Source organism: Paraburkholderia panacisoli (genome assembly GCF_008369935.1).
Lineage (GTDB): Bacteria > Pseudomonadota > Gammaproteobacteria > Burkholderiales > Burkholderiaceae > Paraburkholderia > Paraburkholderia panacisoli.
This window is the reverse complement of sequence record NZ_VTUZ01000048.1, coordinates 46,133-72,416: the sequence shown is the minus strand read 5'-3', so window position 1 is coordinate 72,416 and position 26,284 is coordinate 46,133. Positions and strand designations below refer to the sequence as shown.

At 62.5% G+C, this 26,284-nt stretch carries 27 protein-coding genes and 3 tRNA genes; 18 read left to right on the top strand and 12 right to left on the bottom strand.

What is annotated here, in order from left to right; genetic code table 11:
* Positions 1-551: 551 nt before the first annotated feature.
* Positions 552-752, bottom strand: a complete 201-nt coding sequence (locus tag FVF58_RS41735) for a hypothetical protein (protein ID WP_149675480.1) — start codon at positions 750-752, stop codon at positions 552-554.
* Between the two features lie 674 nt (positions 753-1,426).
* Here FVF58_RS41735 and FVF58_RS51930 point away from each other — a divergent pair.
* Both FVF58_RS51930 and FVF58_RS41730 read left to right on the top strand, forming a co-directional pair.
* Positions 1,427-1,576 carry a hypothetical protein gene (locus FVF58_RS51930; RefSeq protein ID WP_042321669.1) on the top strand — a complete coding sequence of 50 codons (150 nt, stop codon included), beginning with the start codon at positions 1,427-1,429 and terminating at the stop codon, positions 1,574-1,576.
* A 305-nt stretch (positions 1,577-1,881) separates the two neighbouring features.
* Positions 1,882-2,478, top strand: a complete 597-nt coding sequence (locus FVF58_RS41730) for a chorismate mutase (protein WP_149675479.1) — start codon at positions 1,882-1,884, stop codon at positions 2,476-2,478.
* 90 nt (positions 2,479-2,568) lie between these two features.
* Here FVF58_RS41730 and FVF58_RS41725 read toward each other — a convergent pair whose 3' ends face one another.
* Together FVF58_RS41725 and FVF58_RS41720 are read right to left on the bottom strand one after the other, a co-directional pair.
* On the bottom strand, positions 2,569-3,720 hold the full coding sequence (locus FVF58_RS41725; protein ID WP_149675478.1) for an exonuclease domain-containing protein: 1,152 nt from the start codon (positions 3,718-3,720) through the stop codon (positions 2,569-2,571).
* A gap of 341 nt (positions 3,721-4,061) precedes the next feature.
* A complete protein-coding gene (locus FVF58_RS41720; protein ID WP_149675477.1) occupies positions 4,062-4,265 on the bottom strand; it encodes a cold-shock protein in 204 nt (67 codons plus the stop codon).
* Positions 4,266-4,670: 405 nt separating this feature from the next.
* On the opposite strand from FVF58_RS41720, the gene FVF58_RS41715 reads away from it, so the two are divergent.
* On the top strand, positions 4,671-4,913 hold the full coding sequence (locus FVF58_RS41715; RefSeq protein WP_149675476.1) for a hypothetical protein: 243 nt from the start codon (positions 4,671-4,673) through the stop codon (positions 4,911-4,913).
* A gap of 532 nt (positions 4,914-5,445) precedes the next feature.
* Positions 5,446-6,594, top strand: coding sequence for a porin (locus FVF58_RS41710; protein ID WP_149675475.1), 1,149 nt, complete (start codon positions 5,446-5,448; stop codon positions 6,592-6,594).
* Positions 6,595-6,840: 246 nt separating this feature from the next.
* On the opposite strand, the gene greB is transcribed toward FVF58_RS41710, so the two are convergent.
* The gene (gene greB, locus FVF58_RS41705) at positions 6,841-7,410 is read right to left on the bottom strand and encodes a transcription elongation factor GreB (protein WP_149675474.1); all 570 of its coding nucleotides are present in this window, start codon (positions 7,408-7,410) and stop codon (positions 6,841-6,843) included.
* Positions 7,411-7,530: 120 nt separating this feature from the next.
* Between greB and FVF58_RS41700 the strand changes: the two genes are divergently transcribed.
* Both FVF58_RS41700 and FVF58_RS41695 read left to right on the top strand, forming a co-directional pair.
* Positions 7,531-7,607: transfer RNA gene (locus FVF58_RS41700), tRNA-Arg, on the top strand.
* Positions 7,608-7,685: 78 nt separating this feature from the next.
* A tRNA-Arg gene (locus FVF58_RS41695) sits at positions 7,686-7,762 on the top strand.
* Positions 7,763-7,852: 90 nt separating this feature from the next.
* Here FVF58_RS41695 and FVF58_RS41690 read toward each other — a convergent pair.
* The 5 genes from FVF58_RS41690 to FVF58_RS41670 all read right to left on the bottom strand — a co-directional run bounded on the left by FVF58_RS41690 (position 7,853) and on the right by FVF58_RS41670 (position 12,819).
* A complete protein-coding gene (locus FVF58_RS41690) occupies positions 7,853-8,341 on the bottom strand; it encodes a phage protein NinX family protein (RefSeq protein ID WP_149675473.1) in 489 nt (162 codons plus the stop codon).
* 132 nt (positions 8,342-8,473) lie between these two features.
* Positions 8,474-10,834, bottom strand: a complete 2,361-nt coding sequence (locus FVF58_RS41685) for a RelA/SpoT family protein (RefSeq protein ID WP_149675472.1) — start codon at positions 10,832-10,834, stop codon at positions 8,474-8,476.
* A gap of 98 nt (positions 10,835-10,932) precedes the next feature.
* The gene (gene rpoZ / locus FVF58_RS41680) at positions 10,933-11,136 is read right to left on the bottom strand and encodes a DNA-directed RNA polymerase subunit omega (RefSeq protein WP_006025620.1); all 204 of its coding nucleotides are present in this window, start codon (positions 11,134-11,136) and stop codon (positions 10,933-10,935) included.
* Positions 11,137-11,196: 60 nt separating this feature from the next.
* Complete coding sequence (gene gmk, locus FVF58_RS41675) at positions 11,197-11,877, bottom strand: guanylate kinase (protein ID WP_149675471.1); 681 nt, start codon at positions 11,875-11,877, stop codon at positions 11,197-11,199.
* 18 nt (positions 11,878-11,895) lie between these two features.
* Positions 11,896-12,819 (bottom strand): YicC/YloC family endoribonuclease, encoded by a 924-nt coding sequence (locus FVF58_RS41670; RefSeq protein WP_149675470.1) that lies wholly within the window; start codon positions 12,817-12,819, stop codon positions 11,896-11,898.
* Between the two features lie 312 nt (positions 12,820-13,131).
* On the opposite strand from FVF58_RS41670, the gene rph reads away from it, so the two are divergent.
* The 4 genes from rph to FVF58_RS41650 all read left to right on the top strand — a co-directional run bounded on the left by rph (position 13,132) and on the right by FVF58_RS41650 (position 15,886).
* Complete coding sequence (rph, locus tag FVF58_RS41665) at positions 13,132-13,872, top strand: ribonuclease PH (RefSeq protein ID WP_149675469.1); 741 nt, start codon at positions 13,132-13,134, stop codon at positions 13,870-13,872.
* Positions 13,865-14,515 carry an RdgB/HAM1 family non-canonical purine NTP pyrophosphatase gene (gene rdgB / locus FVF58_RS41660; protein ID WP_149675468.1) on the top strand — a complete coding sequence of 217 codons (651 nt, stop codon included), beginning with the start codon at positions 13,865-13,867 and terminating at the stop codon, positions 14,513-14,515. The genes rph and rdgB overlap by 8 nt, the downstream gene beginning before the upstream one ends.
* A complete protein-coding gene (gene hemW, locus FVF58_RS41655; protein WP_149675467.1) occupies positions 14,512-15,741 on the top strand; it encodes a radical SAM family heme chaperone HemW in 1,230 nt (409 codons plus the stop codon). Before rdgB ends, hemW begins: the two co-directional genes overlap by 4 nt.
* Positions 15,742-15,796: 55 nt before the next feature.
* Positions 15,797-15,886 (top strand) — tRNA-Ser (locus FVF58_RS41650).
* A 110-nt stretch (positions 15,887-15,996) separates the two neighbouring features.
* Here FVF58_RS41650 and FVF58_RS41645 read toward each other — a convergent pair.
* The 3 genes from FVF58_RS41645 to FVF58_RS41635 form a co-directional block, all read right to left on the bottom strand.
* The gene (locus FVF58_RS41645) at positions 15,997-16,398 is read right to left on the bottom strand and encodes a RidA family protein (protein ID WP_149675466.1); all 402 of its coding nucleotides are present in this window, start codon (positions 16,396-16,398) and stop codon (positions 15,997-15,999) included.
* A gap of 250 nt (positions 16,399-16,648) precedes the next feature.
* Positions 16,649-16,879 (bottom strand): hypothetical protein, encoded by a 231-nt coding sequence (locus FVF58_RS41640; protein WP_149675465.1) that lies wholly within the window; start codon positions 16,877-16,879, stop codon positions 16,649-16,651.
* Positions 16,880-17,131: 252 nt separating this feature from the next.
* Entirely contained in the window at positions 17,132-18,352 is a 1,221-nt protein-coding gene (locus tag FVF58_RS41635; protein WP_149675464.1) for a Bcr/CflA family multidrug efflux MFS transporter, read from the bottom strand.
* Positions 18,353-18,620: 268 nt separating this feature from the next.
* Between FVF58_RS41635 and FVF58_RS41630 the strand changes: the two genes are divergently transcribed.
* The 8 genes from FVF58_RS41630 to FVF58_RS41595 all read left to right on the top strand — a co-directional run bounded on the left by FVF58_RS41630 (position 18,621) and on the right by FVF58_RS41595 (position 26,218).
* A complete protein-coding gene (locus FVF58_RS41630; RefSeq protein ID WP_246217446.1) occupies positions 18,621-19,271 on the top strand; it encodes a hypothetical protein in 651 nt (216 codons plus the stop codon).
* A 138-nt stretch (positions 19,272-19,409) separates the two neighbouring features.
* Positions 19,410-20,693, top strand: coding sequence for a glutamate-1-semialdehyde 2,1-aminomutase (gene hemL, locus FVF58_RS41625; RefSeq protein ID WP_149675463.1), 1,284 nt, complete (start codon positions 19,410-19,412; stop codon positions 20,691-20,693).
* 66 nt (positions 20,694-20,759) lie between these two features.
* Positions 20,760-21,917, top strand: a complete 1,158-nt coding sequence (ribD, locus tag FVF58_RS41620) for a bifunctional diaminohydroxyphosphoribosylaminopyrimidine deaminase/5-amino-6-(5-phosphoribosylamino)uracil reductase RibD (protein ID WP_149675462.1) — start codon at positions 20,760-20,762, stop codon at positions 21,915-21,917.
* Positions 21,918-21,932: 15 nt separating this feature from the next.
* On the top strand, positions 21,933-22,547 hold the full coding sequence (locus FVF58_RS41615) for a riboflavin synthase (RefSeq protein ID WP_149675461.1): 615 nt from the start codon (positions 21,933-21,935) through the stop codon (positions 22,545-22,547).
* Positions 22,548-22,757: 210 nt separating this feature from the next.
* Positions 22,758-23,891 carry a bifunctional 3,4-dihydroxy-2-butanone-4-phosphate synthase/GTP cyclohydrolase II gene (gene ribBA / locus FVF58_RS41610; RefSeq protein WP_149675460.1) on the top strand — a complete coding sequence of 378 codons (1,134 nt, stop codon included), beginning with the start codon at positions 22,758-22,760 and terminating at the stop codon, positions 23,889-23,891.
* Between the two features lie 49 nt (positions 23,892-23,940).
* On the top strand, positions 23,941-24,447 hold the full coding sequence (gene ribH, locus FVF58_RS41605; RefSeq protein WP_054037335.1) for a 6,7-dimethyl-8-ribityllumazine synthase: 507 nt from the start codon (positions 23,941-23,943) through the stop codon (positions 24,445-24,447).
* Positions 24,444-24,878 carry a transcription antitermination factor NusB gene (gene nusB, locus FVF58_RS41600; protein WP_149675459.1) on the top strand — a complete coding sequence of 145 codons (435 nt, stop codon included), beginning with the start codon at positions 24,444-24,446 and terminating at the stop codon, positions 24,876-24,878. The genes ribH and nusB overlap by 4 nt, the downstream gene beginning before the upstream one ends.
* 143 nt (positions 24,879-25,021) lie before the next feature.
* On the top strand, positions 25,022-26,218 hold the full coding sequence (locus FVF58_RS41595; protein ID WP_149675458.1) for a pyridoxal phosphate-dependent aminotransferase: 1,197 nt from the start codon (positions 25,022-25,024) through the stop codon (positions 26,216-26,218).
* Positions 26,219-26,284: the final 66 nt, after the last annotated feature.

Here is a 26,284-nt window from a genome sequence, read left to right as displayed (position 1 = left end):
CAAGACGCCCATGCGCACCTTTCTCGATTCACTCGAACTCGCCAGGGAGAAACTGATCCCTCACTGAATCAGTTTCTCCCTGGCTTCCCCGACCACCTGTCAGGTGCAGTCCAGGCTAATATAGATAAACCCAGCGTAAAGCCCTGTCCAACAGCGGGTGAGCCTGGACGAGCAATTTTCGATGCATTCCCATCGGATGATGAGCCTCGGTTAAACGAGGCCAGTTCGGAGTTGACCGCCGATGGGCGGCGCTTTCTTTGATACCACGCAGTGGATGGACGACAGATGGTCCTTCTCGTGCTGTCGTGCTGCATGGGGAGGGTTTCCTGAGCATGACGCTCACTAAACGATAAAGCCTGGCGCATGTCCAGGCTTTGCGGGTAGCTTGTCAGAGCAGTCTGAGCCCAGTCCTTTGGACTGGGCTTTTGCTTTCTGAGCGGTCGTTGATGAAGATGGCTCGATAGATGATCCGTGCATCGTGAACCTTGTTGCCGCGCATCACCCTGCATCACCACCCAAGCCCAACTACTGATCAAGCAGATCGACCCCGCTCATCCAGGAAAACCTGACCGATCGTATGACGGCATCATGACGAGATTGCGGGCCACGACGGAATCGTCGACACCCGGCTGCTCCGCCCGCGGCGCCCCGTAGGCATCGATCGCTTCCTGCGGTGCAGACGTGAACCACAAGATCCTGCCCGCGCATTCGATTCCGACCTGACGACCGTTCCAGTAGACAGCGTTTTCCATAGCGCACTCTCCGATTGGCGACACCTGATATCTTCCGCGCCGGATCTCACGCGTCCGTGCGCAATCGCACGACACGCGTCAGATAACTCTTGCAAGCATAGGCGGCAATTGCTGCGATGACGAAGTCACGATCGGCGCACGGCGTGGCGCCGAGTTCAAACCCGCCGCGACATTTCCGACTGCAAGCCCTCGGCGATAAGCCGATTTGTCGATTCGTGAAAAACTTTTTTAAACACGCTCCCGTCCGTCAACGGAATTGTGAAATCGATCGTTTAGAGAACATTAGCGCGCGGCGACCACAATGTGAACGACCCGGTAATTAACGAACGTTCATTCAAATATCAGGAAGTTCTTTCCGTGCGGCAGCGCACAAATATTCGCAGGATTTATTCAAGTCAGAAACGGATTAAACGTTTGACGTAAAGGCAGGACGCGCCAAGAGGGGCCAAGCGCAGGCGGGACAAGGCAGGGAATGAAATGACGAAAAGTTGGAACCGATTTGATCCGCATCAACGGGAAACCGGTGTGCTGCAGCGAGACAATAAATTTTATTCAAACACTCTGTTCAAGTGTTGGCTTGTGCCGTTAAAGCAACAGAGAACGTGAGACACGCATCAGATACTGGTGCGAAACGGGGACCGAGGCCGATAATCGGTTCGCAAAGGAGAAAGATCATGGATGCCAAACCAACGAAGATTCCGACCCCGGATAAGGTTTTCTGCCCGGATCCGGAACCCGCTGGCGTCGAGTTTCTGGGTGCCGAACTGCCTGAGCACGTTCGCGCATTTTTCGACGAACAACGCAAGTCGTGCGATTCGAAGTAATTGTGCGGTGGCGCGATGCAGCATGGACGCGCATGCGTAATACGCAAGCCGATGCACGGCGCGTGCATGCGGCCCATTATTCGTCATTCGATCGCTGGATGACGCTGGATCAGTTCGCCTGATTCCATCCGCGCGCTTGCCTACGTGGCCACGGCGCGTGGTTGCGTGCGCCCTTCTCTTTAGCGCGGACCGCCAAAATCTGTCGGACGTTGCCCTTCATTCGCGCAAGACACCGCCCTTCTGGGTGGGACATCATTTATTCTTCTGCTTTTTCCTCGGCGGCCGCCCGGCCACGCTCACTTCCCATGAATCGTTCGTATCGCCTTGGCGCGTCATGCGCACTCGCGTTAGCCGCGTGGCTCGCATTCGCCCCTGCCCCCGCCGTCGCCGATGGCGACGACACCGCGCTCACCAATCTGATCGGGCTGGTTTCGCAGCGCCTCGCGCTTGCCGAGCCAGTTGCGCGCTGGAAATGGGCCAATCACCAAGCGATTACCGATACACCGCGCGAGAACGCGCTACTGGCCGATGTGGAAAAGCGCGCTGTGGCCGCGAACGTCGACCCGGTATTCGCCCGCGCCTTCTTCCAGGATCAGATCGACGCGAGCAAGGACGTGCAAAACGCGCTGTTCGCCAGCTGGCGCAGCACGCAGCCGCCGCAAGGGCCCGCGCCTGACCTCGCGACCAGCACCAGGCCTCAGCTTGACCGGCTGACGCAATCGCTCGTGGCTGGTCTTGCGCGCGTGCAACCACTGCGCACGGCGGATGATTGTCCGTCGCGCGTTGCGCAATCGCTTGCCAACTGGAAATCGCTGACCCGTTATGACTCGACCCGCTCGAGCGCGTTGACTCGCGCGCTGGCTCACGTGTGCGAAACGGGCGGCGTGGGTGCGACCGGTTGATCCGGCAGGTGCAGTAGAACGCGGGCGGCTGACCGCCCGAATCTGCCTTCATCCGCGGATGAGCGCCTCAGGCCGCGCGCACGAGGCCCATCAAGCGAGACTCGACACCGGCGTGTCCTTCAATACGCTCAACGGCAGCACGCGCAGGCCGCGTGCAAGGTGACTTTGCAGGAGGCGATAGGTCGAGAGCTCGAACGGCCCCACGACGCTCGACGCGTACAACTCGGCCGCCTGCGCAAGCGAGGCCGCGTGTCCCACGTAACGCCAACGGTCGACCACGTGAAAAGCCCGCGCCTGCGATGCCTCCTCCTGCTCCTCGAAGACGACTGGCCCCTCGAACGGCCAAGGGGCGTCCGCCGGATCGCTCTTCATGACGCGCGGCACGCGATTATGGCCGGGGCGCAACGTCGCGATCCACTGCGCTTCGGCCAGCATCGCGCCCAGTTCGCCGCCGGTCGCGCGCCACTCAACCCGCCGCACCTGCTGCGCAAGCCGAATATCCTTCGATGAGCGCCGCTCGCCGGTCAGATGCGAGCGTAAGCGCTGACGCACACGCACGCTTCGTCCGACGTACAGCGGCAAGTCACTTTCGCCAAAAAAGGCATAGACGCCGCAACCGGCTGGCGCGGAATCGAGCAGATCTTCCGTGATATCGCCAGCGAGCCGGTAGCGCCGCGTGGTGCGCTCGATCTGCGCGCGCAGGACGTCGAGCGGCACGAGGCCATGCAGGCGCTGCCAGAACTGCCAGATGAGATCGGCGTCGGCGAGCGCGCGGTGGCGATCGAAAGGCACGAGCGCGTGACGTTCGACCAGCGCATCGAGCCCGTGACGCTTCTCCGCGGGAAACAACGCGCGCGACAGACGCACCGTGCACAGCACATCTGGGTCGAACGCGATACCGGCCCGGCGGAACTCGCCGCGCAGAAAGCCGCGGTCGAAACTAGCGTTATGCGCGACGAATAGTTTGCCGTTCAGGCGCTCGAACAAAGCCGGCGCGATGGCGTCGAAAGTCGGCGCGCCGCGCACCATGGTGTTCGTGATACCGGTGAGCTGCTGGATGAACGACGGAATCGGCTGCTGCGGGTCGATCAGACTACTCCAGCGCGACACGCCGGCCGGCCCTACTTCGACGACGCCGACCTCGGTAATGCGGTGCTCGCTGGTGGAACCGCCGGTGGTTTCGAGGTCGACGAAAACGATCGGGACATCCAGGGCCGGTTCCGGCAAAAGCTGTTCAGACATGGAAAGAGATACTTTGGACGTGTGGCTTTGCGGCAAGTATGCACCAGTTGACCGCCGCGCACCCGAATCGCATCACATCGGCCCGGCTGGGTTGCCGCGCGCAGAGCCTATTTGTGGGCGAGTCGTGAATTCGAGTGCAACCCCGAGCCATTATATTTTTTGGCCGCGCAAATTTGAAAACGACAGAGATTGCAGTCATCCTTTTACCATTTCATTTAATCCATTTTAACCATGTAGTTAATCGGTACTGCGACATGGAAGATCATCTCAGGAGCAATAAAAAAGCCCTCGCGTTCAGACGAGGGCTTTTAGCAATCAGCGGCCGGCGGCACGCTGCAGACTTACAGCGGTTTGATGTTCGCCGCCTGCTTGCCCTTTGGGCCCGCTTTCACGTCGAAGGAAACGCGCTGGTTTTCCTTCAGCGACTTGAAGCCTTCCGCGCGAATCTCCGAAAAGTGGGCAAACAGATCGTCGCCACCGGAATCCGAAGTGATGAAGCCAAAGCCTTTAGCATCGTTAAACCATTTGACGACACCAGTTTCCATTTTTTCAGTTTCCCTCGATAGTTTATCCAGAAGCGGGCATTGGCCCTCACGTTGAATAACACTGCTATTTCATAAGCAGAAACGGCAGCTGGAATTCAGCCTTGCTGTTATACGGGGAGTGAAGAATTCTCGTCAAGAAAATTTTTCGTATACGTTTAGCGCGTCTGCGCAAAACAAGACTGCCGTTTATCCGCCTGCTTCTATTTATTAACTACAGAATAAAATAGCACGTCAATATTACCCAAGTAGTGCCGCAACATGCCCAACAGTGGGAATTTTTTCAGCAGACAGTCTTGAATAAATGTAACGAAATCTATTTTTCGTAAGTGTTTGTCCGAGTTGTTGCTGCGCATTCACGGCCGCATGATCGAAATCAGTGGTTGGAATGCGTATCAGGAGATTGTCATGTTGCTCAATGAAATTCGCCGCCTCGTCCTGCAGCTCACTCACTCGCACACAAAGACCGCTTCCGAGCATCCCGTACCGGCTGCCACCGACTCTTTAGAATTCGACGTCATGTGGCACGGGGATCATTGGCAGAATCTGCTTTCGTGCCCAATGGACGCTCGCCATTACGTGATGGAAGACTGGTGCGTCTCGGCAACGGCCGATTGGAACGACGTGGACGACCCAGCGCCCGCACACTAAGCAGCTCCTCGCGCATCGCCGCTCAGCAGACGAAAAAAAGCGCGACTGGGGAGTCGCGCTGACAAAGGTTTGGAGATCTTTTTCGACAACGAAAAAGTCTGCTTCGGAAAGCAGAGATTCCAGTATAGCGGCTCAATCAATTCCTATTATTTACACAATTAACAATCACTTATTGCGGCAATAACAACAATCCGTGTCTTTGATACTTGCTCGTTGTTTTTTTGCATCGTTTACTGTCGCAAATGAGCAACGCAAATTTAATGAACACCGCCTCCCAATCGCTTAATAACCCGCAGAGCCTTTATTCATAAGGCTCACAGGGCGCTCGCGCATCGTTTCCGAACGCGTAATACTTTATTGCGAAAATCGGAACGCCCGTTTCGCGAAGTGTCTCTCTACACTCTGCCTAACCGGAAACCAGCGCGGGTTTGGTCAGCGCGCATCTCACACGGATCCCGCCTCTCGCAGCGTCCCGCGTGAAGGTCTCCCAAGCCAGGGTTTTAAATACTTCTCTCGCTATCGGAGTTACAAAATGAAGAAAACAGTCATGGTCGCGACCCTCATGGGCGTTTTTGCGACCGCTGCGCACGCGCAAAGCAGCGTGACGCTATATGGCCTGATCGACGCCGGCATTACTTACACGAACAATCAGCACGGTCATAGCAACTGGCAAATGACGAGCGGCTCGGTGAACGGCAGCCGTTTCGGCCTGCGTGGCGCGGAAGATCTGGGCGGCGGGCTGAAGGCTATCTTCACGTTGGAAAACGGCTTCGGCATCAATGACGGCACGCTCAAGCAGAACAGCCGTCTGTTCGGCCGGCAGGCTTTCGTCGGTCTGTCGAGCAACCAGTTCGGCGCGGTAACCCTCGGTCGTCAATATGACAGCATGGTCGATTACGTCGGCCCGCTGGCGCTGACCGGCACGCAATACGGCGGCACGCAGTTCGCACACCCGTTCGACAACGACAACCTGAACAACTCGTTCCGTGTCAACAACTCGGTCAAGTACCAGAGCGCGAACTACGGCGGCTTCAAGTTCGGCGCGTTGTACGGCTTCTCGAACCAGGCTGCCGGCTTCGCCAACAACCGCGCTTACAGTGCGGGCGCGTCGTACAACTGGGGCGGCCTGAATGTCGCCGCTGCTTACTTGCAACTGAACAGCAATGGCGCGAACAGCGCGGCCGCTGCATTCAACTCGGGCGGCGCTGTTTCGGGCGACAACACGTTCTTCGCTGCCCGTCAGCAAACGTGGGGTGCAGGTGCGAACTACGCGTTCGGCCCGGCAACGGTCGGCCTCGTGTACTCGCAAACGAACCTGCAGGGCCTCGCGGGCATCAGCCAGGGTTCGTCGGGCGTCACGGGCGGCATTGCCTTCCCGACCAACAGCGCTCAGTTCCAGAACTTCGAAGCCAACGCCCGTTACGCCCTGACGCCGGCCATCAGCATCGCCGGTGCGTACACGTACACCCGCGCGAACCTGTCCAGCTCGCATGTTCATTGGAACCAGTTCAACCTGCAAACCGCGTATGCATTGTCCAAGCGTACCGACGTGTACCTGCAAGGTGTATATCAGCAAGCCAACGAAGGCGCGATCGTCGACGCCAGCATCAATGGCCTTGGCGCAGCATCGAGCAACAACAAGCAGGTCGCTGTGACCGCGGGTCTGCGTCACCGCTTCTAAGCATTCAAAGCTGCGCAGTACTCGCAGTATCGAAAGGCGCCGTTCGCGGCGTCTTTTTTTATGCCGCGCCGACCGTGTCGAGAGATCTGAACCGGAACCCCAACGGCAGGTTCGATCCGAGGCGCAGGCTGCAGACAGAAGCAAGCGCTCACGATGATTGTCCCGGGCCCGACAAGGCGGACTTTCGTCGCCACAGTCTGATCTGCCCTGACCCCGGCACCTCACCAGGCGCAGCGAGTCGTGCACCTAGCCGCCCGTATCGGGCGCCGGATATTTGACGTCGAGTATATCGATCGGCTGCGGGCCGACCGGGGTATACAACGTGACCGTATCGCCGATTTTCGCTTTGAGCAGCGCGCGCGCAACCGGCGAAATCCAGCTCACGTGACCGACATCCAGATCAACCTCGTCGATGCCGACGATCGTCACCGTATGCACCTCGCCATCTTCCGTCGCATATTCGACGGTCGCGCCGAAGAAAACCTGATCGATGTTCTCCTGCTTGCTGCTATCGACGACTTCGGCGAGGTCGAGACGCTTGGTCAGAAAGCGGATGCGCCGGTCGATCTCGCGCAAGCGGCGCTTGCCATAGATGTAGTCGCCGTTCTCCGAGCGATCGCCGTTCGACGCCGCCCACGACACCAGCCTGACCACTTCGGGCCGCTCGACATCGATCAGATTCAGCAGTTCATCGCGCATGCGCCGGTAACCGGCAGGCGTGATGTAGTTTTTGGTACCCGCCGGGACTTCCGGCTGGGCGACGTCGAGGTCGTCGTCGTTCTCTTCACTCGACTCTTTGACAAAGGCCTTGTTCATAATGGTCCATTAACTGCAGCATGCAACTGCCTATCAAGGGTACACGATCAGGCCCATCAGACAAATCGCTTTACACGCTTCCCTTTTCCAAAACCTTTGGCTATAATCTCGTTTCTGTGTGCGGCTGTAGCTCAGTTGGATAGAGTACTTGGCTACGAACCAAGGGGTCGTGGGTTCGAATCCTGCCAGCCGCACCAATTATTCGAGGGCTTCCCTCCGGGAATCCGTCACGTTTTACCCGGTTTCATTGCAGCAAGCATCACCGGTTTAAGCGTGCGGCTGTAGCTCAGTTGGATAGAGTACTTGGCTACGAACCAAGGGGTCGTGGGTTCGAATCCTGCCAGCCGCACCACCTATGAAGGGCCTTCCAATCGGAAGGCCCTTTGTTTTTTGTCCAGTGCTTTTTGCGCAAAGCGCCTCAACCCTTCGGTGACACCACCCGTTATCGCGGAGGCGACTGAATATCCCCGATCCGTCCATCCGGGCTCGGCACGTCCTCGACCACCCCGCCCACCGTTTGCTCGCCGATCACGTCGGCTCGCGCGCCGGTCAATGCCTGCGGCTCGCGCAGCACATCGCCCACGCTATCGCCGAAGCGGCTTGCGACGAAGGCCCGCAGCAGCGCGACGCGCAGCGAGTCTCCCCGTCCTTCCACCGTTCGATGGCCGCCCTGAAACTCGGCGACGCAGTATGTCGTGCCCGCATCGGTTCGTTCACGCACCTCCAGTCGCTGTGTGCGCTCCAACACCACGGCCGCCGCTTCCCAGGAGATGGCCGGCGTGAACCGCCCATCCCAAGGACGACCACGGTCGTTACCGCGAATCGAGACGGTTTCGCCGCTGTCGGTGAAATAGATTTCGCGCACGAAGTCGTGCAGGCTGCGCGCCACCCAATAATCGAGCGCCACGCCATCGAGGTCGGCTATGTTCATAGGCGTTCTCCCTGAGATTCGGCTGAAACTCGGATGAGACTCGCCTGCCGCCCGCATGCTCAGCTTTGAGCGAAAGACGGCAGGTTCTCCGGGCACGCTGACGCAAATTCTGAGCCGTGAAACCAGCGCCGATCAGTAATCCGCGCGCTCGCGATCGATTCGCATGCCGCCTTCGTGACGGTGATGCCCTTCTTCGCTCGGCCGTTCGCGCGCAATGCGCATGACGTCCGGGTTCGTGCGCACCCGGCGCATCACGTTGGCCAGATGGACGCGATCGCTGACCTGGATCACGAAGCGCAGGACCGTGGATTCCTGCGACAAGTCTTCGTCCATCGCGATGTGGACGATGTTCGCATCCGCCGACGTGATGTCGGCAGCCACGCGGGCAAACACGCCCTTGGTGTTCTTGACCAGCACCTTGACGGCGACGTCGAACAGACGACCCGGCTGCGGCGCCCACGCGACGTCGATCCAGCGGCCCGGATCGCGGCGATGGATTCGCTGCGCGACGCGGCAATCGGTGGTGTGGATGGCCATGCCGAGGCCGATCCCGATATAGCCCATGATGTCGTCGCCCGGAATCGGACGGCAGCAGGCGGACAGCTGCACCGACATGCCCTCGGTGCCCGTGATGACCACCGGCGGCGCATGCGGCGTCGAACCGGACTCGGAGCGCGAACCGTCGTCGTCGGCGTCGCGGCCGCTCATCAGCACTTCGATGCGCTTGGCCATGACCGCTGCGACACGCCGGCCGAGGCCGATGTCCGCGAAAATTTCCTGACGATTCTTGTTACCCGTCCACTGCACGAGCTTTTCCCACGCTTCCGGCGTCACATCCGACAGCGCCAGTCCATAACCCTTCAACGCCTGGTCCACCAGCCGCTCGCCGAGCTGCACAGATTCGTTCAGACGCATCGTCTTCAGATAATGGCGGATCGCGGAACGCGCCTTACCGCTGCGCACGAAACCCAGCCACGCCGGATTGGGCTTCGAGTACGGCGCAGTGATGACTTCGACGATATCGCCGCTCTTCAACTCGGTCCGCAGCGGCAGCAATTCATTGTTGATCTTCACGGCGACACACTGATTGCCCAGGTCGCTGTGGATCGAGTACGCAAAGTCGAGCGCGGTGGCGCCGCGCGGCAGCGCCATGATTTTCGACTTCGGCGTAAAGACATAGACCGCATCCGGGAACAGATCGATCTTGACGTGTTCGAGGAACTCGCTCGAGTCGCCCGCTTCGCTCTGAATGTCGAGTAGCGACTTCAGCCACTGGTGCGCGCGCTTTTGCACATCGTTCAGGTCCGCGCTGCCGTTCTTGTACAGCCAGTGCGCGGCCACGCCCGCTTCGGCGATCTCGTGCATCTTGCGCGTGCGGACCTGGAACTCGATCGGCGCACCGAACGGGCCGACCAGCGTGGTGTGCAGCGATTGATAGCCGTTCACCTTCGGGATTGCGATGTAGTCCTTGAACTTGCCCGGCACGGGCTTATACAACGCATGCAGCGCGCCGATGCAGGTGTAGCACTCCAGCGCGCTCTCGACCACCACGCGAAAGCCATAGACGTCGAGCACCTGCGAGAACGACAACTGCTTGTCGCGCATCTTCTTGTAGATGCTGAAGATGGTCTTTTCGCGGCCCGTGACTTCGGCGTCGATCTTCGCGTCGGCAATGCCGCGCTGCACCGACTCCAGAATCTTGCCGACGACTTCGCGGCGGTTGCCGCGCGCCGCCTTGACGGCTTTTTCGAGCGTGGCGTACCGGTGCGGATTGAAATTCGCGAAGCTCAGGTCCTGCAGCTCGCGATAGGTATTGTTCAGGCCGAGCCGGTGCGCGATGGGCGCATAGATATCCAGCGTCTCGCGCGCCACGCGACGGCGTTTTTCCGGCGGCACCGCGCCGAGCGTGCGCATGTTGTGCAGCCGGTCGGCGAGCTTGACCAGAATCACGCGGACGTCGCGCGCCATCGCGAGGAGCATCTTGCGGAAGTTTTCCGCCTGCGCCTCTTCGCGATTGCGGAATTCCATCTTGTCCAGCTTCGATAAACCATCGACCAGTTCCGCGACCTTCGCGCCGAAACGCTCGGCGAGTTCGGCCTTGGTCACGCCTTGGTCTTCCATCACGTCATGCAACAGCGCCGCCATCATGGCCTGGGCGTCGAGATTCCAGCCGGCGCAGATTTCCGCGACGGCGACCGGATGCGTAATGTAAGGCTCGCCACTCTGGCGGTACTGGCCGAGGTGGGCTTCGTCGCTGAAATGGAAGGCGGCCTTGATGTCCTTGATCTCGTCCGGCTGCAGATAGCCGGACAGGACGGACGTCAATTTGGCGATGGAGACGACGTCATGCCGGCGCGGCTGCTCCGGCGTGGCGGTCGGTCCGAACAGATGGCGGAACGACTGTTCGAGGACCGCGTCGATGTACTTCCGTGCAGACGAGGGCAAGTCGGCGTCGTGTTCCACTTCCGTGGCGGTGGGCGGGGTAGCACTCATGGTCGCCTCCGTAGCGGTTCAGGGTTGGACGCCGGTCTACACGTTGATGCAATCAGGTATGGCAAATACGTGGCAAATCGAAAACGGAACAGTGCGCCTTAAACCGGCACCTTCTTCAGCATTTCGACGCCGACCTGGCCGGCTGCGATTTCGCGCAGTGCGACGACGGTGGGCTTGTCGCGGCTTTCGATCTTCGGCGTGTGGCCTTGAGCGAGCTGACGCGCGCGATAGGTTGCGGCAAGCGCGAGTTCGAAACGGTTCGGGATCTGTTTGAGGCAGTCTTCGACGGTAATGCGGGCCATGTTGGGTTCCTTCTCAGTATGTTGCTTATTCTACCTTATGTGCTCGACACCACGCCGCGCTCACGCGTGCGGCAGGTGAATGCCGAGCTGCACGAAAAGCTGCGTGTGACGGGCGTACTGCGACGCGAAGCGCGAGCGCGTGGCGGCGACGAGGCACTGCAGTTCGCTGAGCGCGCGATCGAAGTTCTCGTTGATCACGACGTACTCCGCTTCGGCCGCGTGCGCCATCTCGCTGCCGGCCGCCAGCAGTCGGCGCGTGATCACGTTCGGCTCGTCCTGGCCGCGCTTTTTCAGACGCTCTTCGAGCGCTTCGAGCGACGGCGGCAAGATGAAGATTTCGACCGCGTTGTGAAACTGCTTCTTCACCTGCTGCGCGCCCTGCCAATCGATTTCGAGCAGCACGTCATGGCCGCTCTTCATCTGCTCCTCGATCCACACGCGCGACGTGCCGTAGTAGTTGCCATGCACTTCCGCGCTTTCCAGAAACTCGCCCTGGTCGTGACGCTGCATGAAGTCGTCGACGCTCGTGAAGTGATAGTGCTCGCCGTCCTGTTCCTTCGGGCGCGGCGGGCGCGTCGTGTACGAGATCGACAGACGGATCGCGTCATCGCCGGCGAGCAGCGCGTTCACGAGCGTCGACTTGCCCGCCCCCGAAGGCGCGACGACCATGAACAGATTGCCGGGATAAGCACCGGCGTAAGGGTTGCGCGGTGCGCCGGTTTCGCGTTTGTGATCGGTCATGTTGAGGGTGCTCCAGCCTTATTCCAGATTCTGTACTTGCTCGCGCATCTGTTCGATGAGCAGCTTCAGGGTCATCGACGAATCCGCCAGTTCCTTCGCGGCCGCCTTCGAGCCGAGCGTGTTCGCTTCGCGGTTCAGTTCCTGCATCATGAAGTCGAGCCGCTTGCCGACCTTGCCGCCCTTCTCGATCACGTGACGCGTTTCGTTCAGGTGAGCCGTGAGGCGCGACAGCTCTTCGGCGATGTCGATACGGATGCCGTACATCGTCACTTCCTGGCGAATCCGTTCGTTGATCTCTTCGCGCGAGACGATGGTCGCGGCCGTATCCGGCGCGGCGATGCCGAGCGCTTCCTGCAGACGTTCGACGATCTTCTGCTGATGTTTGGCAATCAGCTCCGGCACGAGCGGCGTGATCTTCGTGACGATCGCTTCCATCTCGGTGACGTTGGCGAGCAGCATCGTGGCGAGTTGCGCGCCTTCGCGGGCACGCACGTCGATCAGGTCGGTGATCGCCTGCTTGCCGCACGCGAGCACCGCGTCGCGCAGCGTTTCCGGCGCCACGCCGCTTTCGGCCAGCACACCCGGCCAGCGCAAAATTTCGCCGGTGCGCAGGCGTCCCGCTTCCGGGAACGTGGAGAGCACCGTGCGCTCGAGCAGCGCGAGCTGCGTCAACGCGTCGCGATTGATCGCGCCCGCATTGGCGGACTGCTCGCTGCGCTGCAGGTTGATGCGGATATCCACCTTGCCGCGCGACAGCTTGTTCATCAGCATTTCGCGCAGCGTCGGTTCACAGACGCGCACGTCTTCCGGCATACGGAAGTTCAGATCGAGAAAGCGCGAGTTCACCGTGCGCAGTTCGACCGACACGCTCACACCGCCTGTGCCTGATGCCGCCACGAGTTCGCGCGTGGCGCTCGCATAGCCAGTCATGCTGTAGATCATCGTATTTCTCGCGATTGCGGCCATGCGTTCGACGCTGGCCTGAGAGGCAAATCGCCCGGCGTGTACGAGACGCGGGGCGGGGAACCGGCATTATCCCATTTTTGGCGGCGACATCCGCCGGGAGCGAGCGTCCATGCGGGCAAGCGCGCAGTGGCCCGGCACCGCAAATCGTCATTCGGCGGGAAGCGTCCGGCTTGCATTGCCACTCGTCGCCAACACGGCCGTTCAGCGGCGAGGCGCGCGGGTGACCGCCCTACCCGATCGGCGGTAAAATCGCCCTTTCCCTCCGCATTTCTTCCAGACCAATCCCAAATGATCAACGACACCCAACGCCCCAGCGGCCGCCAGGCCAATCAGCTGCGCGACGTGCGCATCACGCGCCACTACACGAAGCACGCAGAGGGCTCGGTGCTGGTCGAATTCGGCGACACGAAAGTCATCTGCACGGCGAGCATCGCCGAGAGCGTGCCGTCGTTTCTGCGCGACCGCGGCCAGGGCTGGCTCACCGCCGAATACGGGATGCTGCCGCGCGCCACGCATACCCGCAGCGACCGCGAAGCGGCGCGCGGCAAGCAGACCGGCCGCACCCAGGAAATCCAGCGGCTGATCGGCCGCGCGCTGCGCTCGGTGTTCGATCTCGAGAAGCTCGGTGCGCGCACGCTGCACATCGATTGCGACGTGATCCAGGCCGACGGCGGCACGCGCACGGCCAGCATCACCGGCGCGTTCGTGGCCGCGCACGACGCAGTGGCGAAGCTGCTCGCCACCGGCCGCATCGAAACCTCGCCGATCAACGACTACGTCGCCGCGATCTCGGTCGGCGTGTACGACGGCCTGCCGGTGCTCGACCTCGACTACGACGAGGACTCGCAATGCGACACCGACATGAACGTGGTGATGACGGGCGCGGGCGGCTTCGTCGAAGTCCAGGGGACCGCCGAGGGCGTGCCCTTCTCGCGCGACGAAATGAGCGCGCTGCTCGATCTGGCAAGCGACGGCATCAACACGCTGATCGCAAAACAGAAAGCAGCGCTGGAGCAAAAGTGTGAATGAGGTTCGTGAAGGCAACGGCGCAAGCGCGCCGTTGAATGCATCGTTGAAGAAAGTCGTGCTGGCGTCGAACAACGCGGGCAAGCTGCGCGAGTTCGCGGCGCTGCTCGGCGCGGCCGGCATCGAGCTGGTTGCGCAAGGCGAGCTGAATGTGCCCGAAGCGGAAGAGCCGCATCCGACCTTCGTCGAAAACGCGCTCACCAAGGCGCGCCATGCGGCAAAGCTCACCGGCCTGCCCGCTCTCGCCGACGACTCCGGCCTGTGCGTGCGCGCATTGCGCGGCGCGCCCGGCGTGTATTCGGCGCGCTATGCGCAACTCGCCGGCGGCGACAAGAGCGACTCAGCGAATAACGCACGCCTCGTTGCCGCGCTGCAAGGCGAAAGCGATCGCCGCGGCTATTACTACTGCGTGCTGGCCCTCGTGCGTCACGCGGACGATCCCGAACCGCTGATCGCCGAAGGCCGCTGGCATGGCGAAATCCTCGACGCGCCGCGTGGCGAACATGGTTTCGGCTACGACCCGTACTTCTTTTTGCCGTCGCTGAACGCGAGCGCCGCGGAGCTGGAGCCGGCGGTGAAAAACGCCAGCAGTCATCGTGCGATCGCGTTGCGGCAACTGCTCGCGCGCCTGACGGAGGAAGCGTGATTCCGATCAAGCCCGCGCCTGCCGAGATCGGCAGCGGCGTCATCAAGGCATTCACGTCGCCGGGCGCCATTCGCCTGACGTCGCTGCCGCCGTTGGCGCTGTACGTGCATTTCCCGTGGTGCGTGCGCAAGTGTCCGTATTGCGACTTCAACTCGCACGAGTGGAAAGGCGACACGTTCCCGGAGAACGACTACCTCGACGCATTGCGTGCCGACCTCGAGATGGCGCTGCCGTTGATCTGGGGCCGCCAGGTGCATACGGTGTTCATCGGCGGCGGCACGCCCAGCCTGCTGTCGGCGGCGGGACTCGACCGCATGCTGTCGGACATACGCGCGCTGCTGCCGCTCGACGCCGACGCGGAGATCACGCTCGAGGCCAACCCCGGCACGTTCGAAGCCGACAAATTCGCGCAGTCTCGCGCGAGCGGCGTGAACCGGCTGTCGGTGGGCATCCAGAGTTTCAACGAAGCGCATCTGCAGGCGCTCGGCCGGATTCACGACGCAGCGCAAGCGCGCCACGCGGTCGAAGTCGCCGCCACCACGTTCGACAACTTCAACCTCGACCTGATGTTCGCGCTGCCGCGTCAGACGCTCGCCGAATGCCAGGCCGATGTGGAGACGGCGTTGTCGTTCGCGCCGCCGCATCTGTCGCTGTATCACCTGACGCTCGAACCGAACACGCTGTTTGCGAAATTCCCGCCCGCGTTGCCCGACGACGACGCGTCCGCCGACATGCAGGACTGGATTCACGAGCGCACGACGGCGGCCGGTTACACGCGCTACGAGGTGTCGGCGTATGCGCAGCCGCATCGGCAGAGCAAGCACAACCTGAACTACTGGCGCTTCGGAGATTATCTCGGCATCGGCGCGGGCGCGCATACGAAGCTGTCATTTCCGAATCGCGTGCTGCGCCAGGTGCGCTACAAACATCCGACCACCTTCATCGAGCAGGCGTTGGCCGGCACGGCGGTGCAGGAAGAGCACGAAGTCGGACCGCGTGACCTGCCGTTCGAATTCATGCTGAACGCACTGCGACTGGTGGAGGGCTTTCCGGTGCATCGGTTCGTCGAGCGCACGGGGCTGTCGATGACTTCGATCGAACCGGCATTGCAGGAGGCCGAACGGCGCAAGCTGATTACGCGCGACCACGAAAAGATTGCGCCGACGCCGCTTGGTCAGGCGTTTCTCAACGATTTGCAAGCGCTGTTTCTTAAAGATCCGCAGTGATTGCGGATCGAGTGAACGCCGCAGCGAAGATTTTTCAGGTTACAATTCGCGGCTTGGAGGTGTGGCCGAGTGGTTTAAGGCACCGGTCTTGAAAACCGGCGAAGGAGCAATCTTTCCGTGAGTTCGAATCTCACCGCCTCCGCCAAGTCATCAGCAAAAACGGGCCGACAGGCCCCTTTTCCGTTTGTGCCCGCTGTGCTCGCATGAGGTGTTCACGCGAGGTGGAGTAAGTCGCCATGCCGCGAGGGCTGCGACCTACACCAGCGCGGTCGCCTCGACTTCGATCTTGAAGCCATAGTGCAATTGCGGCACTGGCACGACAGCACGCGCCGGTCGCGCTTCACCTGCCCAGCGCGCGTAAATCTGGTTGAAACTCATCCAGTTTTCAATCTCGACGATATAGACGCGCACCTGCACCAGTTGCGCGATGCTGCTGCCGACGCTCTCGAGCGCGGCTTTCACATTGGCCAGCACCTGTTCGGCTTGCGCCTCAAACGACGCATCGGCCAGCTTGTTGCCTTGCGCGTCGATCGGCAATTGCCCCGAAACGAATGCGAAGCCATTCGCGATCGCGACATGGCTGTAGTGGCCGCCCGGCTTTGCGAGCGCGGTCGGGTTGTCCGTCTGTGGCAAACGTGGATGCTGGCTACCGGCCATGACTACGACTCCAATAGATAACGAACGCCCAGCAGGCGCGTGGTCGCACGCGCGATGACGCGTGCTGCGCACTCCCATGGCAGCGTCTTTAGTCGCATGCGCGAAGCAATGCGCAGTCACGGGCAATGTGGTCCCAGCAAATGAACGTGCAGCGTTGAATGCAACAAGACGCGATGCATCACATTGCGCAGCGTTCACTGCACCTCGCGCACCTCGCACGCTTCAATCAGCGCCCGCGTCCGACCACGCGTCACACGCTAAGCGCCTCCAGTTTCTCGCGCGCATCGGCGCAACGGCGATTCAGGTCGCGATGCATCGGCTGGCTGTCGAGCAAAGCCGATACATCGGTCAAACCAAAATCAAAGCGCAAGACGTATTCGATGTCCGTGTAGTCGTGATAGGCGCCGCTGTCAGCCAGCTTCTGCGCTTCGGCGAAAGCGGCTTGTTGCCGTTCGCCATTCATCAAGTCTCTGATCGCCATGATTGCCGCTCCGAGGAACAGTGACTCCATCATAGCAACCCAATTTGCTACGCACGGTCGCGCGCACGCAACACCTGGTGTTTTCCGTAGACACGGCGCGCCGGGCGTCGTCGTCAGGTCTGCATGCGATGTCAGCCGTATCGTCTACGCCGGCATTGTTCGCTTCAGGCCGTGCGCGGGCAAGCCACACGCAACCGCCGCACAACCCTCACGCGACCTTCACGCAACGTTCACCCAACCACCAGCCAAGCATCACATCGCCGCGACCGGCGCCTTCGTCCCATGCCACCTGACGACCAGCATCCGGCCGACGTAACACAGCGTTCCCGCGACGCCCACCACGATGCCCATGCCCCTGGGTGAGCCGTCCTGCCACAGGCCGACCGCCAGGCTCGACAACGCGCCGAGCGCCAGCTGAACCGCGCCGAACACAGCGGCCGCGGCGCCCGCGTTGACCGGATAACGGTGCATCAAATCAGTCGTGCAGTTGGCGGACAACAACCCCACCACCCCGACCACGAAGAACAGACCGAACACGATCGACCACAATCCGCCCCAGCCCGTCAGCGACACGAGAGACACGAACAGCGAAGCACCGAAGCTCACGGTTGCCGCAAAGGAGATGATTGGCAGCGAGCCGAGCCGGCCCACGAGGCGTGTATTCAGGAAGTTGCCCAACATGATCCCGACGATGTTCAACGCGAACAGGAAGCCGTAATGCTGTGCCGACACATGGAAGTATTCGATGTAGACGAAAGGGGTCGCCGTGATGTACGCGAACATCGACGCGAACGCCATGCCACCGCACAGCATGTGCCCCCACGCGACCGGATCGCGCAGCAGCTTGCCGTAAGCGCCGAACGATTTCAGCAACGCGGAATGCGCGCGCTTCTCGCGCGGCCACGTTTCCGGCACCTTGAAGAACGCGGTCACCGCGCACACCACGCCGAACAGCGTCAGCACGATGAACACCACGCGCCAGCCGCCCAGCAGCAGCAACTGGCCGCCGATCAGCGGCGCGAGCAACGGGCCGATCGACGTGACGATCGCGAGCATCGACAACACACGGGCTGCATCGGTCGGGCCGTGCGCGTCGCGCGCGATTGCGCGCGCCAGCACCGAAGCCGCGCCGGCACCCAGCGCCTGCACGAAGCGAAATGCCACCAGCGAGCCGATCGAAAACGACAACGCGCACGCCACGCTCGCCAGCGCATACATGACGATGCCGCCGAGCAACACCGGCCGCCGTCCATACGTGTCCGACAGCGGACCGTAGAGCAACATGCCGATCGAAAAGCCGAACATGAAACTGGTGAGCGTCGCTTGCGCGGCGCCCGTGTTGATCGCGAAGGCCTGCGCGATGGTCGGCAGGCTCGGCAAATACATATCGATGGAAATCGGCCCGCATGCGGCAAGCGCACCGAGCAACAGAATCAGCCGGCCATCAGGCCGGCTTCTGGTGACGTGAGACATGGGAATCCGGATGGAGCGCCGCACCGTGATCGGCAGCGGAACGGGTGGAACGGTGAAAGCACCAACTTGACGGCCTCGATTGTACGCGAGGGATCATGCTCACGAGGGGGCCGCTGTGTCTGCTGCGTCGAGCTGCCTTGCTGGATCATGGGTCGCGGCGGCGGCTCGCGGCAACTGCGCAGCCGATCGGTTAAGCTGCCGCCTGAACGCTAGGGAGCGCGCGACGTGTTCGCACTCCCCTTCCCCAATATCCTGTTCCGAACACGCGATGACCGCTTTCCTGCTGATCTGGAGCCCCAAGAAATGGCCGTGGCCCGAGCTGCCCGACATCGCGAAACGCGTCGCCGCGGGCGTCGCTGTCAGCGACGTGTGGGGCTGCGGATTTGCGCGCGGCATCCTGCCGGGAGATCGCGTGTTTCTGCATCGCGTCGCCCAGGAGCCGAAGGGCATTTTCGGCTCCGGCTATGTGACCCGCGCGCCCTACGAGGTGCCTGACGCGGCGACCAAGCGGGGCTACCGTTTGTGCATCGACTTCGTGTACGACTGGCTGGTCGACGCGCACGAAGCGCCGGTGATCTCACGCGAGATGCTGCGCGCGCATCCGTTTTCCGTGCAGACGTGGGACGCGCAAAGCTCGGGCACGGTGATCAAGCCAATCGCGGAAGGCGCACTGGAAAAGCGCTGGGCCGAACTCACCGGCAAACGCAAGCCGCCGAAGCTTGAAGCGCCCGTGGGCCCCACACGCTCCAGCAAAGTCACCGCGCATGCCGCGGCCGCGGCAAAAAGCGCGGCAGTGACGAATCAGTCAGGCACGAAGCCGAAGACGGCGAGCAAACAGACCACCCAACCCGAGACCACCCAACCCGTGCCCCGACCAGTAACGAAGAAGATAGCGACGAAACGCGTACAACAGGGTTGACCACAAGCGCGCGTTGCCAGGGCAGCCGCAAGACCTGTTCATGCTGACTCCGGTACAATTTCTCCACCTATCCCAGCATCGCGCGAATCGCCCACGAGCGGCGTGCGCCGCTGCGCAACCCCAATTCCAGCCATCGCCATGTCCAGAAACGAAACCCTCTTCGAACGCGCGCAACGCACCATTCCCGGCGGCGTGAACTCGCCGGTGCGCGCCTTTCGCTCCGTCGGCGGCACGCCGCGCTTCATCGAACGCGCGCAAGGCCCGTACTTCTGGGACGCGGACGGTCAGCGCTACACCGACTACATCGGCTCGTGGGGCCCGATGATTCTCGGCCACGTCCATCCGGAAGTTCTCGAAGCGGTCCAACGCGTGCTCGCCAACGGGTTCTCGTTCGGCGCGCCGACCGAGTCGGAAGTGGAAATCGCCGAAGAAATCTGCAAGCTGGTGCCGTCGATCGAACAGGTCCGGATGGTGTCGAGCGGCACGGAAGCAACCATGAGCGCGCTGCGTCTCGCGCGCGGCTTCACGAACCGCAGCCGCATCGTCAAGTTCGAAGGCTGCTACCACGGTCACGCGGACAGCCTGCTCGTGAAGGCCGGCTCGGGTCTGCTGACGTTCGGCAATCCGACTTCGGCGGGCGTGCCGGTGGATATCGCCAAACACACCACCGTCCTCGAATACAACAACGTGGCTGCACTCGAAGAAGCGTTCCAGGCATTCGGCAACGAAATCGCCTCCGTGATCGTCGAGCCGGTCGCCGGCAACATGAACCTCGTGCGCGCCACGCCGGAATTCCTGCAAGCGTTGCGGCGTCTGTGCAGCGAATACGGCTCGGTCCTGATCTTCGACGAAGTGATGTGCGGCTTCCGCGTCGCGCTCGGTGGCGCGCAACAGGTGTACGGCATCACGCCGGACCTCACGTGTCTGGGCAAGGTGATCGGCGGCGGGATGCCGGCGGCGGCCTTCGGCGGCCGGCGCGATATCATGGCTCACCTCGCGCCGCTCGGCGGCGTCTACCAGGCGGGCACGCTGTCGGGCAATCCGATCGCGGTCGCGGCCGGCCTGAAGACGTTGCAGCTGATCCAGGCGCCGGGCTTTTACGACACGCTCGCCGCGCGCACCGCGCGTCTCGCGCAAGGTCTCTCCGAGGTCGCACGCGCAGCGAAAGTGCCGTTTTCGGCCGACTCGATCGGTGGCATGTTCGGCCTCTACTTCACCGAGTCGATCCCGACCAGCTTCGCCGAAGTCACGAAGAGCGACGTGCCGCGCTTCAACGCGTTCTTTCACAAGATGCTCGACACGGGCGTGTACTTCGCGCCGTCGGCATACGAGGCGGGCTTCGTTTCGATCGCTCACGACGACGCGATCATCGACGGCACGATCGACGCGGCGCGCGGCGCCTTCGCGTCGCTCGTGGCCTGAGGCCGGCACCGCATAGCAAGCACCTGAACCGAAACTCAGCGCGACCCAACCACCGCACCCGACCCGATGTTTTCGCAAACCGACTTCGTCCATATGGAACGCGCGCTTGCATTAGCGAGGCGCGGCATGTACACCACCGACCCGAATCCGCGGGTGGGCTGCGTGCTCGTCAAGAACGGCGAAGTGATCGGTGAAGGCTTCACGCAACCGGCCGGCCAGGATCATGCGGAGATCCGCGCGTTGAAGGACGCGCGCTCGCGCGGCCATGATCTGCGCGGCGCCACCGCCTACGTGACGCTCGAACCGTGCAGCCACTTCGGCCGCACGCCGCCGTGCGCAAACGCGCTCATCGAAGCGCAGGTGGCGCGCGTGGTCGCGGCGATGGAAGATCCCAATCCGCAAGTGTCCGGACGAGGTCTCGCGATGCTGCGCGACGCCGGCATCGAAGTGCGCTGCGGACTGCTCGCCAGCGAAGCGCATGAGCTGAACATCGGCTTCGTGTCGCGCATGACGCGCGGCCGCCCCTGGGTACGCATGAAGGTGGCGGCTTCGCTGGACGGCCGCACCGGCCTGCCGTCGGGTGTGAGCCAATGGATTACCGGCGCAGCGGCGCGTGCCGACGGGCACGCGTGGCGCGCCCGTGCTTCGGCGATCCTGACCGGCATCGGCACCGTCAGGGAAGACAATCCGCGCATGACGGTGCGCGCCGTCGACACGCCGCGCCAGCCGCAACGCGTGTTGATCGACAGCCAGCTCGACGTGCCGCCGGACGCGCAGATCCTGGCCGGCGCACCCACGCTGATCTTCTGCGGTAATCTCGATTCGCGTCACACGGATCGCGCCAACGCGCTGCGCGAGCGCGGCGCGGAGATCGTCCAGTTGGCGAACGCGGCCGGCAAGGTCGATCTGCCTGCTGTGCTCAGCGTGCTCGGCGAGCGCAGCGTGAACGAACTGCACGTCGAGGCGGGCTACAAGCTGAACGGTTCGCTGCTGCGCGAAGGCTGCGTCGACGAATTGCTCGTGTATCTCGCGCCGAGCCTGCTCGGCATGGATTCGATGAGCATGTTCAATCTTGGCGCGCCCGAAACACTCGAGGGCCGTGTCAAACTGAATTTCCACGCGGTCGACCGGATCGGCGACGACTTGCGGATTCTCGCGCGCTTCGCGCCACAGGCCGCACTCGAAGCCGGCACCACTCCCGCGCCTCCATCCGTTTCGAAATGACCAAGGATTAGCACGATGTTCACAGGAATCGTCGCGGCAGTGGGCCGCATCGAATCAGTCAGTCCGCTGGGCACCGACGGCGACGCGGGCGTGCGCCTGAACGTCGAGGCCGGCGGTCTCGACCTCGGCGACGTGCAGCTCGGCGACAGCATCACGATCCAGGGCGCCTGCATGACCGTGGTCGCGAAAACCGCTCATTCGTTCGAAGTCGACGTGTCGCGCGAAAGCCTGAACTGCACGGCGGGCCTGGGCGAGACTGGCGAAGTCAATCTCGAGAAGGCGCTGCGCGCGCACGACCGGCTCGGCGGCCATATCGTCTCCGGCCACGTGGACGGCCTCGGCACGGTCACGCATTTCGCGCCGGTCGGCGAATCTCACGAACTGCGCGTGCTGGCGCCGCGCGAGATCGGCCGCTATCTGGCGTACAAAGGCTCCATCACGGTCAACGGCGTGAGTCTGACGGTCAACTCGGTTAAAGATCGCGACGATGGCTGCGAGTTTTCGATCAACCTGATTCCGCACACGGTCGAAGTGACCGCGCTCAAGCGTCTGCGTGAAGGCACGCAGGTGAATCTGGAAATCGATCTGATCGCGCGGTACGTCGAGCGCATGCTGAACGCGCCGAAATAACGGGCTGGCGCAAAGCCCCAGGCCCGGCCACGTATGGACTGGCGGCGGCGCCCTGCCGCTGTCAGCCGGTTCATGCGTCCATCGTTTCGACGAGCATAGCAACGGCGTACGGCTCGTCGCCAGTCGGTCAAACCGCCTGTGCCATCCGGCGGAGGCGACTTGCACTCGCGGGTGGCGTAAAATACGCGCTTTCCCGAAAATCTCGCCAACATGACGCTCGCCTCCACCCCAGAGATCATCGCCGAACTCAAAGCCGGCCGGATGGTGATCCTCGTCGACGAAGAAGATCGCGAAAACGAGGGCGACCTCGTGATCGCCGCCGAGTTCGTCACGCCGGAAGCGATCAACTTCATGGCCCGCTACGGCCGTGGCCTGATCTGCCTGACGCTGACGCAGGAACGCTGCAAGCTGCTGAACCTGCCCCTGATGACTTACCGCAACGGCACGCAGTACGGCACCGCCTTCACCGTCAGCATTGAAGCGGCCGAAGGCGTGACCACCGGCATTTCGGCAGCCGACCGCGCCCGCACGATCGCCGCGGCGGTCGCGCCGGACGCCAAGGCCGACCACATCGTGCAGCCGGGCCATATCTTCCCGATCATGGCCCAGCCCGGCGGCGTGCTGGTGCGCGCCGGCCATACCGAGGCGGGTTGCGACTTCACGGCGCTGGCAGGCCTCACGCCGGCCGCGGTGATCTGCGAAGTCATCAAGGACGACGGCACGATGGCGCGCCTGCCGGACCTGATGGAGTTCGCACAGGAACACGGTCTGAAAATCGGCACGATCGCAGATCTGATCCACTATCGCAGCCGCACCGAGTCGATCGTCGAACGGATTTGCGAGCGCACCATGCAGACAGCGTACGGTGCGTTTCGCGCGGTCATGTATCTCGACCAGCCGAGCGGCCATCCGCACATTGCTCTCGTGCGTGGCACGCCGACGCCCGAGCAGGACACGCTGGTCCGTGTGCACGAACCGCTGTCGGTGCTGGATCTGCTCGAAGTCGGCGAATCCACCCACTCGTGGACGCTAGACGCAGCGATGAAAGAAATCGCCAAACGCGATCTCGGCGTGATCGTGCTGCTCAATTGCGGCGACTCGAAGGACCATCTGATCGACGTTTTCAAGGCGTTCGACTCGAAGGAAAAGGCGCAGGCGCTCAAACGCCGGCCGGTCGACTTCAAGACGTATGGCATCGGCGCGCAGATTCTGCGCGAACTCGGTGTCGGCAAGATGCAGGTGCTGTCGAACCCGCGCAAGCTGGGCAGCATGTCGGGTTACGGTCTCGAAGTCACGGGCTTCGTACCGATGCCGGGCAGCACCGCGCAGGCTCCGCAAGGCTGATCCGACCATTCACGCGCTTAGCGCCCACTCAAAACACTACGGAATTCACATGGAAATCGGACAATACCAACCGAATCTGGACGGCGACGGACTGCGTATCGGCATCGTCCAGGCGCGCTTTAACGAACCCGTCTGCAACGGTCTCGCGGACTCCTGCATCGAAGAACTCGAACGCCTGGGCGTGACCGGCGAAGACGTGCTGCTCGTCACCGTGCCGGGCGCGCTGGAAATTCCGCTGGCGTTGCAAAAGCTCGCGGAAAGCGCGCAATTCGACGCGCTGATCGCGCTCGGCGCGGTGATCCGCGGCGAAACGTACCACTTCGAACTGGTCTCGAACGAAAGCGGCGCGGGCATCACGCGCATCGGCCTGGACTTCGGCATCCCGGTTGCGAACGCCGTGCTGACCACCGAAAACGACGAACAGGCCGTCGCCCGCATGACCGAAAAGGGTCGTGACGCCGCACGCGTGGCCGTCGAAATGGCGAACCTCTCTGTCGCGCTCGAACAGCTCGGCGGCGACGACGAAGAAGAAGACGAAGAAGAGGAAGAGGCATGAAGAGCGCCCGCCGACGCTCCCGCGAACTGGCCACGCAGGGGCTTTACCAGTGGCTGCTGTCGGGTTCGCCCGCCGGTGAGATCGACGCGCAACTGCGCGGCGCGCAAGGTTTCGACAAGGCGGACCACGAGCATCTGGACGCGATCCTGCACGGCGTGATCCGCGATTCGGAAGCGCTGTCCGCGGCCATCGCGCCGTGTCTCGACCGCCCGCTCGAGCAGCTCTCGCCGGTCGAACGCGCCGTGCTGCTGGTCGCCGCGTTCGAACTGAAGAATCACGTCGACATTCCGTATCGCGTGATCATCAACGAAGCGGTTGAACTCGCCAAGACGTTCGGCGGCGCGGACGGCTACAAGTACGTGAATGGCGTGCTGGACAAGCTGTCGGCGCAACTGCGCGCCGAAGAAACGCAGGCGGCCAGGAAGCGTTGAGCGTCACGCGCATGACCCCGGCAGGATCGCGTCATGCGCCGCGCCCAATGCGGCCAGTCGAGCCGCCCGCAAGGACACCGCCGCGCGCATGACTGTTCGCGCAGGCGCCGTCCCGCTTTTGCTTCTGAATTGGATTTGATCGTATGAACTCCGTGACCGAACCTTTGGTGCGGCTTGCTGCGCGCGTCGACGCCATCCAGCCTTTCTACGTGATGGAACTGGCCAAGGAGGCCGCGCTCCTCGAGCGCGACGGGCGCGACATCATTCACATGGGAATCGGCGAACCCGATTTCACCGCGCCCGAGCCGGTCATCGAGGCGGCGGCCAACGCACTGCGCCGTGGCGTCACGCAGTACACCAACGCGCTCGGCCTGCACGCGTTGCGCGAAGCGATTTCAGCGCACTACGCCGAGGTGTACGGCGTGAAGGTCGATCCGGCGCGAATCGTCGTCACCGCCGGTGCGTCCGCCGCATTGCTGCTGGCCTGCGCGGCACTCGTCGATCGCGACGACGAAGTGCTGATGCCCGATCCGTGCTACCCGTGCAACCGTCATTTCGTGATTGCCGCCGAAGGCAAGCCGGTGATGGTGCCGAGCGGCCCGGCCGAACGCTTCCAGCTGACCGTCGCCGATGTCGAGCGCCTGTGGAACGAGCGGACCCGCGGCGTGCTGCTCGCGTCGCCGTCGAACCCGACCGGCACGTCGATCGAGCCGGCCGAACTCGAACGCATCGTCAAGGCCGTGCGGGCGCGCGGCGGCTTCACCATCGTCGACGAGATCTACCAGGGCTTGAGCTACGATGCGAAGCCCGTGTCGGCGCTCTCGTTCGGCGACGACGTGGTCACCGTCAACAGCTTCTCGAAGTACTTCAACATGACCGGCTGGCGGCTGGGTTGGCTCGTGGTGCCGCCCGGCATGGTCGGCGCCTTTGAAAAGCTCGCGCAGAACCTGTTCATCTGCGCGTCGGCGCTCGCCCAGCATGCGGCGCTTGCCTGTTTCGAGCCCGCCACCATTGCCACTTACGAAGCGCGGCGTCTCGAGTTCAAGCGCCGCCGCGACTTCATCGCGCCGGCGCTGGAATCGCTGGGCTTCACAGTGCCGGTGATGCCCGACGGCGCGTTCTACGTCTATGCCGATTGCCGCACCGTCGCGCATCCGGCGGCCGGCGACAGTGCCGCGCTCACCAGGTCGATGCTGCACGACGCGGGCGTGGTGCTGGTGCCGGGCATGGACTTCGGCACGCATGCACCGAAGGAGTACATCCGGCTGTCGTACGCGACCGCTTATCCGAAGCTGGAAGAGGCGGTCGAGCGGTTGGCGAAGCTGTTTGGGCGGCACTGACCGGCCTGGCGTGGCGGCTGCGGCTTTGATCGGGACTCGCGGGCAGATGTGAAGGCACGCGTGCCC

Coding starts and splice junctions, on each gene's coding strand:
- FVF58_RS41735 (WP_149675480.1), bottom strand. CDS start 752: ATGGAAAACGCTGTCTACTGGAACGGTCGTCAGGTCGGAATCGAATGC.
- FVF58_RS51930 (WP_042321669.1), top strand. CDS start 1,427: ATGGATGCCAAACCAACGAAGATTCCGACCCCGGATAAGGTTTTCTGC.
- FVF58_RS41730 (WP_149675479.1), top strand. CDS start 1,882: ATGAATCGTTCGTATCGCCTTGGCGCGTCATGCGCACTCGCGTTAGCC.
- FVF58_RS41725 (WP_149675478.1), bottom strand. CDS start 3,720: ATGTCTGAACAGCTTTTGCCGGAACCGGCCCTGGATGTCCCGATCGTT.
- FVF58_RS41720 (WP_149675477.1), bottom strand. CDS start 4,265: ATGGAAACTGGTGTCGTCAAATGGTTTAACGATGCTAAAGGCTTTGGC.
- FVF58_RS41715 (WP_149675476.1), top strand. CDS start 4,671: ATGTTGCTCAATGAAATTCGCCGCCTCGTCCTGCAGCTCACTCACTCG.
- FVF58_RS41710 (WP_149675475.1), top strand. CDS start 5,446: ATGAAGAAAACAGTCATGGTCGCGACCCTCATGGGCGTTTTTGCGACC.
- greB (WP_149675474.1), bottom strand. CDS start 7,410: ATGAACAAGGCCTTTGTCAAAGAGTCGAGTGAAGAGAACGACGACGAC.
- FVF58_RS41690 (WP_149675473.1), bottom strand. CDS start 8,341: ATGAACATAGCCGACCTCGATGGCGTGGCGCTCGATTATTGGGTGGCG.
- FVF58_RS41685 (WP_149675472.1), bottom strand. CDS start 10,834: ATGAGTGCTACCCCGCCCACCGCCACGGAAGTGGAACACGACGCCGAC.
- rpoZ (WP_006025620.1), bottom strand. CDS start 11,136: ATGGCCCGCATTACCGTCGAAGACTGCCTCAAACAGATCCCGAACCGT.
- gmk (WP_149675471.1), bottom strand. CDS start 11,877: ATGACCGATCACAAACGCGAAACCGGCGCACCGCGCAACCCTTACGCC.
- FVF58_RS41670 (WP_149675470.1), bottom strand. CDS start 12,819: ATGATCTACAGCATGACTGGCTATGCGAGCGCCACGCGCGAACTCGTG.
- rph (WP_149675469.1), top strand. CDS start 13,132: ATGATCAACGACACCCAACGCCCCAGCGGCCGCCAGGCCAATCAGCTG.
- FVF58_RS41645 (WP_149675466.1), bottom strand. CDS start 16,398: ATGGCCGGTAGCCAGCATCCACGTTTGCCACAGACGGACAACCCGACC.
- FVF58_RS41640 (WP_149675465.1), bottom strand. CDS start 16,879: ATGGCGATCAGAGACTTGATGAATGGCGAACGGCAACAAGCCGCTTTC.
- FVF58_RS41635 (WP_149675464.1), bottom strand. CDS start 18,352: ATGTCTCACGTCACCAGAAGCCGGCCTGATGGCCGGCTGATTCTGTTG.
- FVF58_RS41630 (WP_246217446.1), top strand. CDS start 18,621: ATGACCGCTTTCCTGCTGATCTGGAGCCCCAAGAAATGGCCGTGGCCC.
- hemL (WP_149675463.1), top strand. CDS start 19,410: ATGTCCAGAAACGAAACCCTCTTCGAACGCGCGCAACGCACCATTCCC.
- ribD (WP_149675462.1), top strand. CDS start 20,760: ATGTTTTCGCAAACCGACTTCGTCCATATGGAACGCGCGCTTGCATTA.
- FVF58_RS41615 (WP_149675461.1), top strand. CDS start 21,933: ATGTTCACAGGAATCGTCGCGGCAGTGGGCCGCATCGAATCAGTCAGT.
- ribBA (WP_149675460.1), top strand. CDS start 22,758: ATGACGCTCGCCTCCACCCCAGAGATCATCGCCGAACTCAAAGCCGGC.
- ribH (WP_054037335.1), top strand. CDS start 23,941: ATGGAAATCGGACAATACCAACCGAATCTGGACGGCGACGGACTGCGT.
- nusB (WP_149675459.1), top strand. CDS start 24,444: ATGAAGAGCGCCCGCCGACGCTCCCGCGAACTGGCCACGCAGGGGCTT.
- FVF58_RS41595 (WP_149675458.1), top strand. CDS start 25,022: ATGAACTCCGTGACCGAACCTTTGGTGCGGCTTGCTGCGCGCGTCGAC.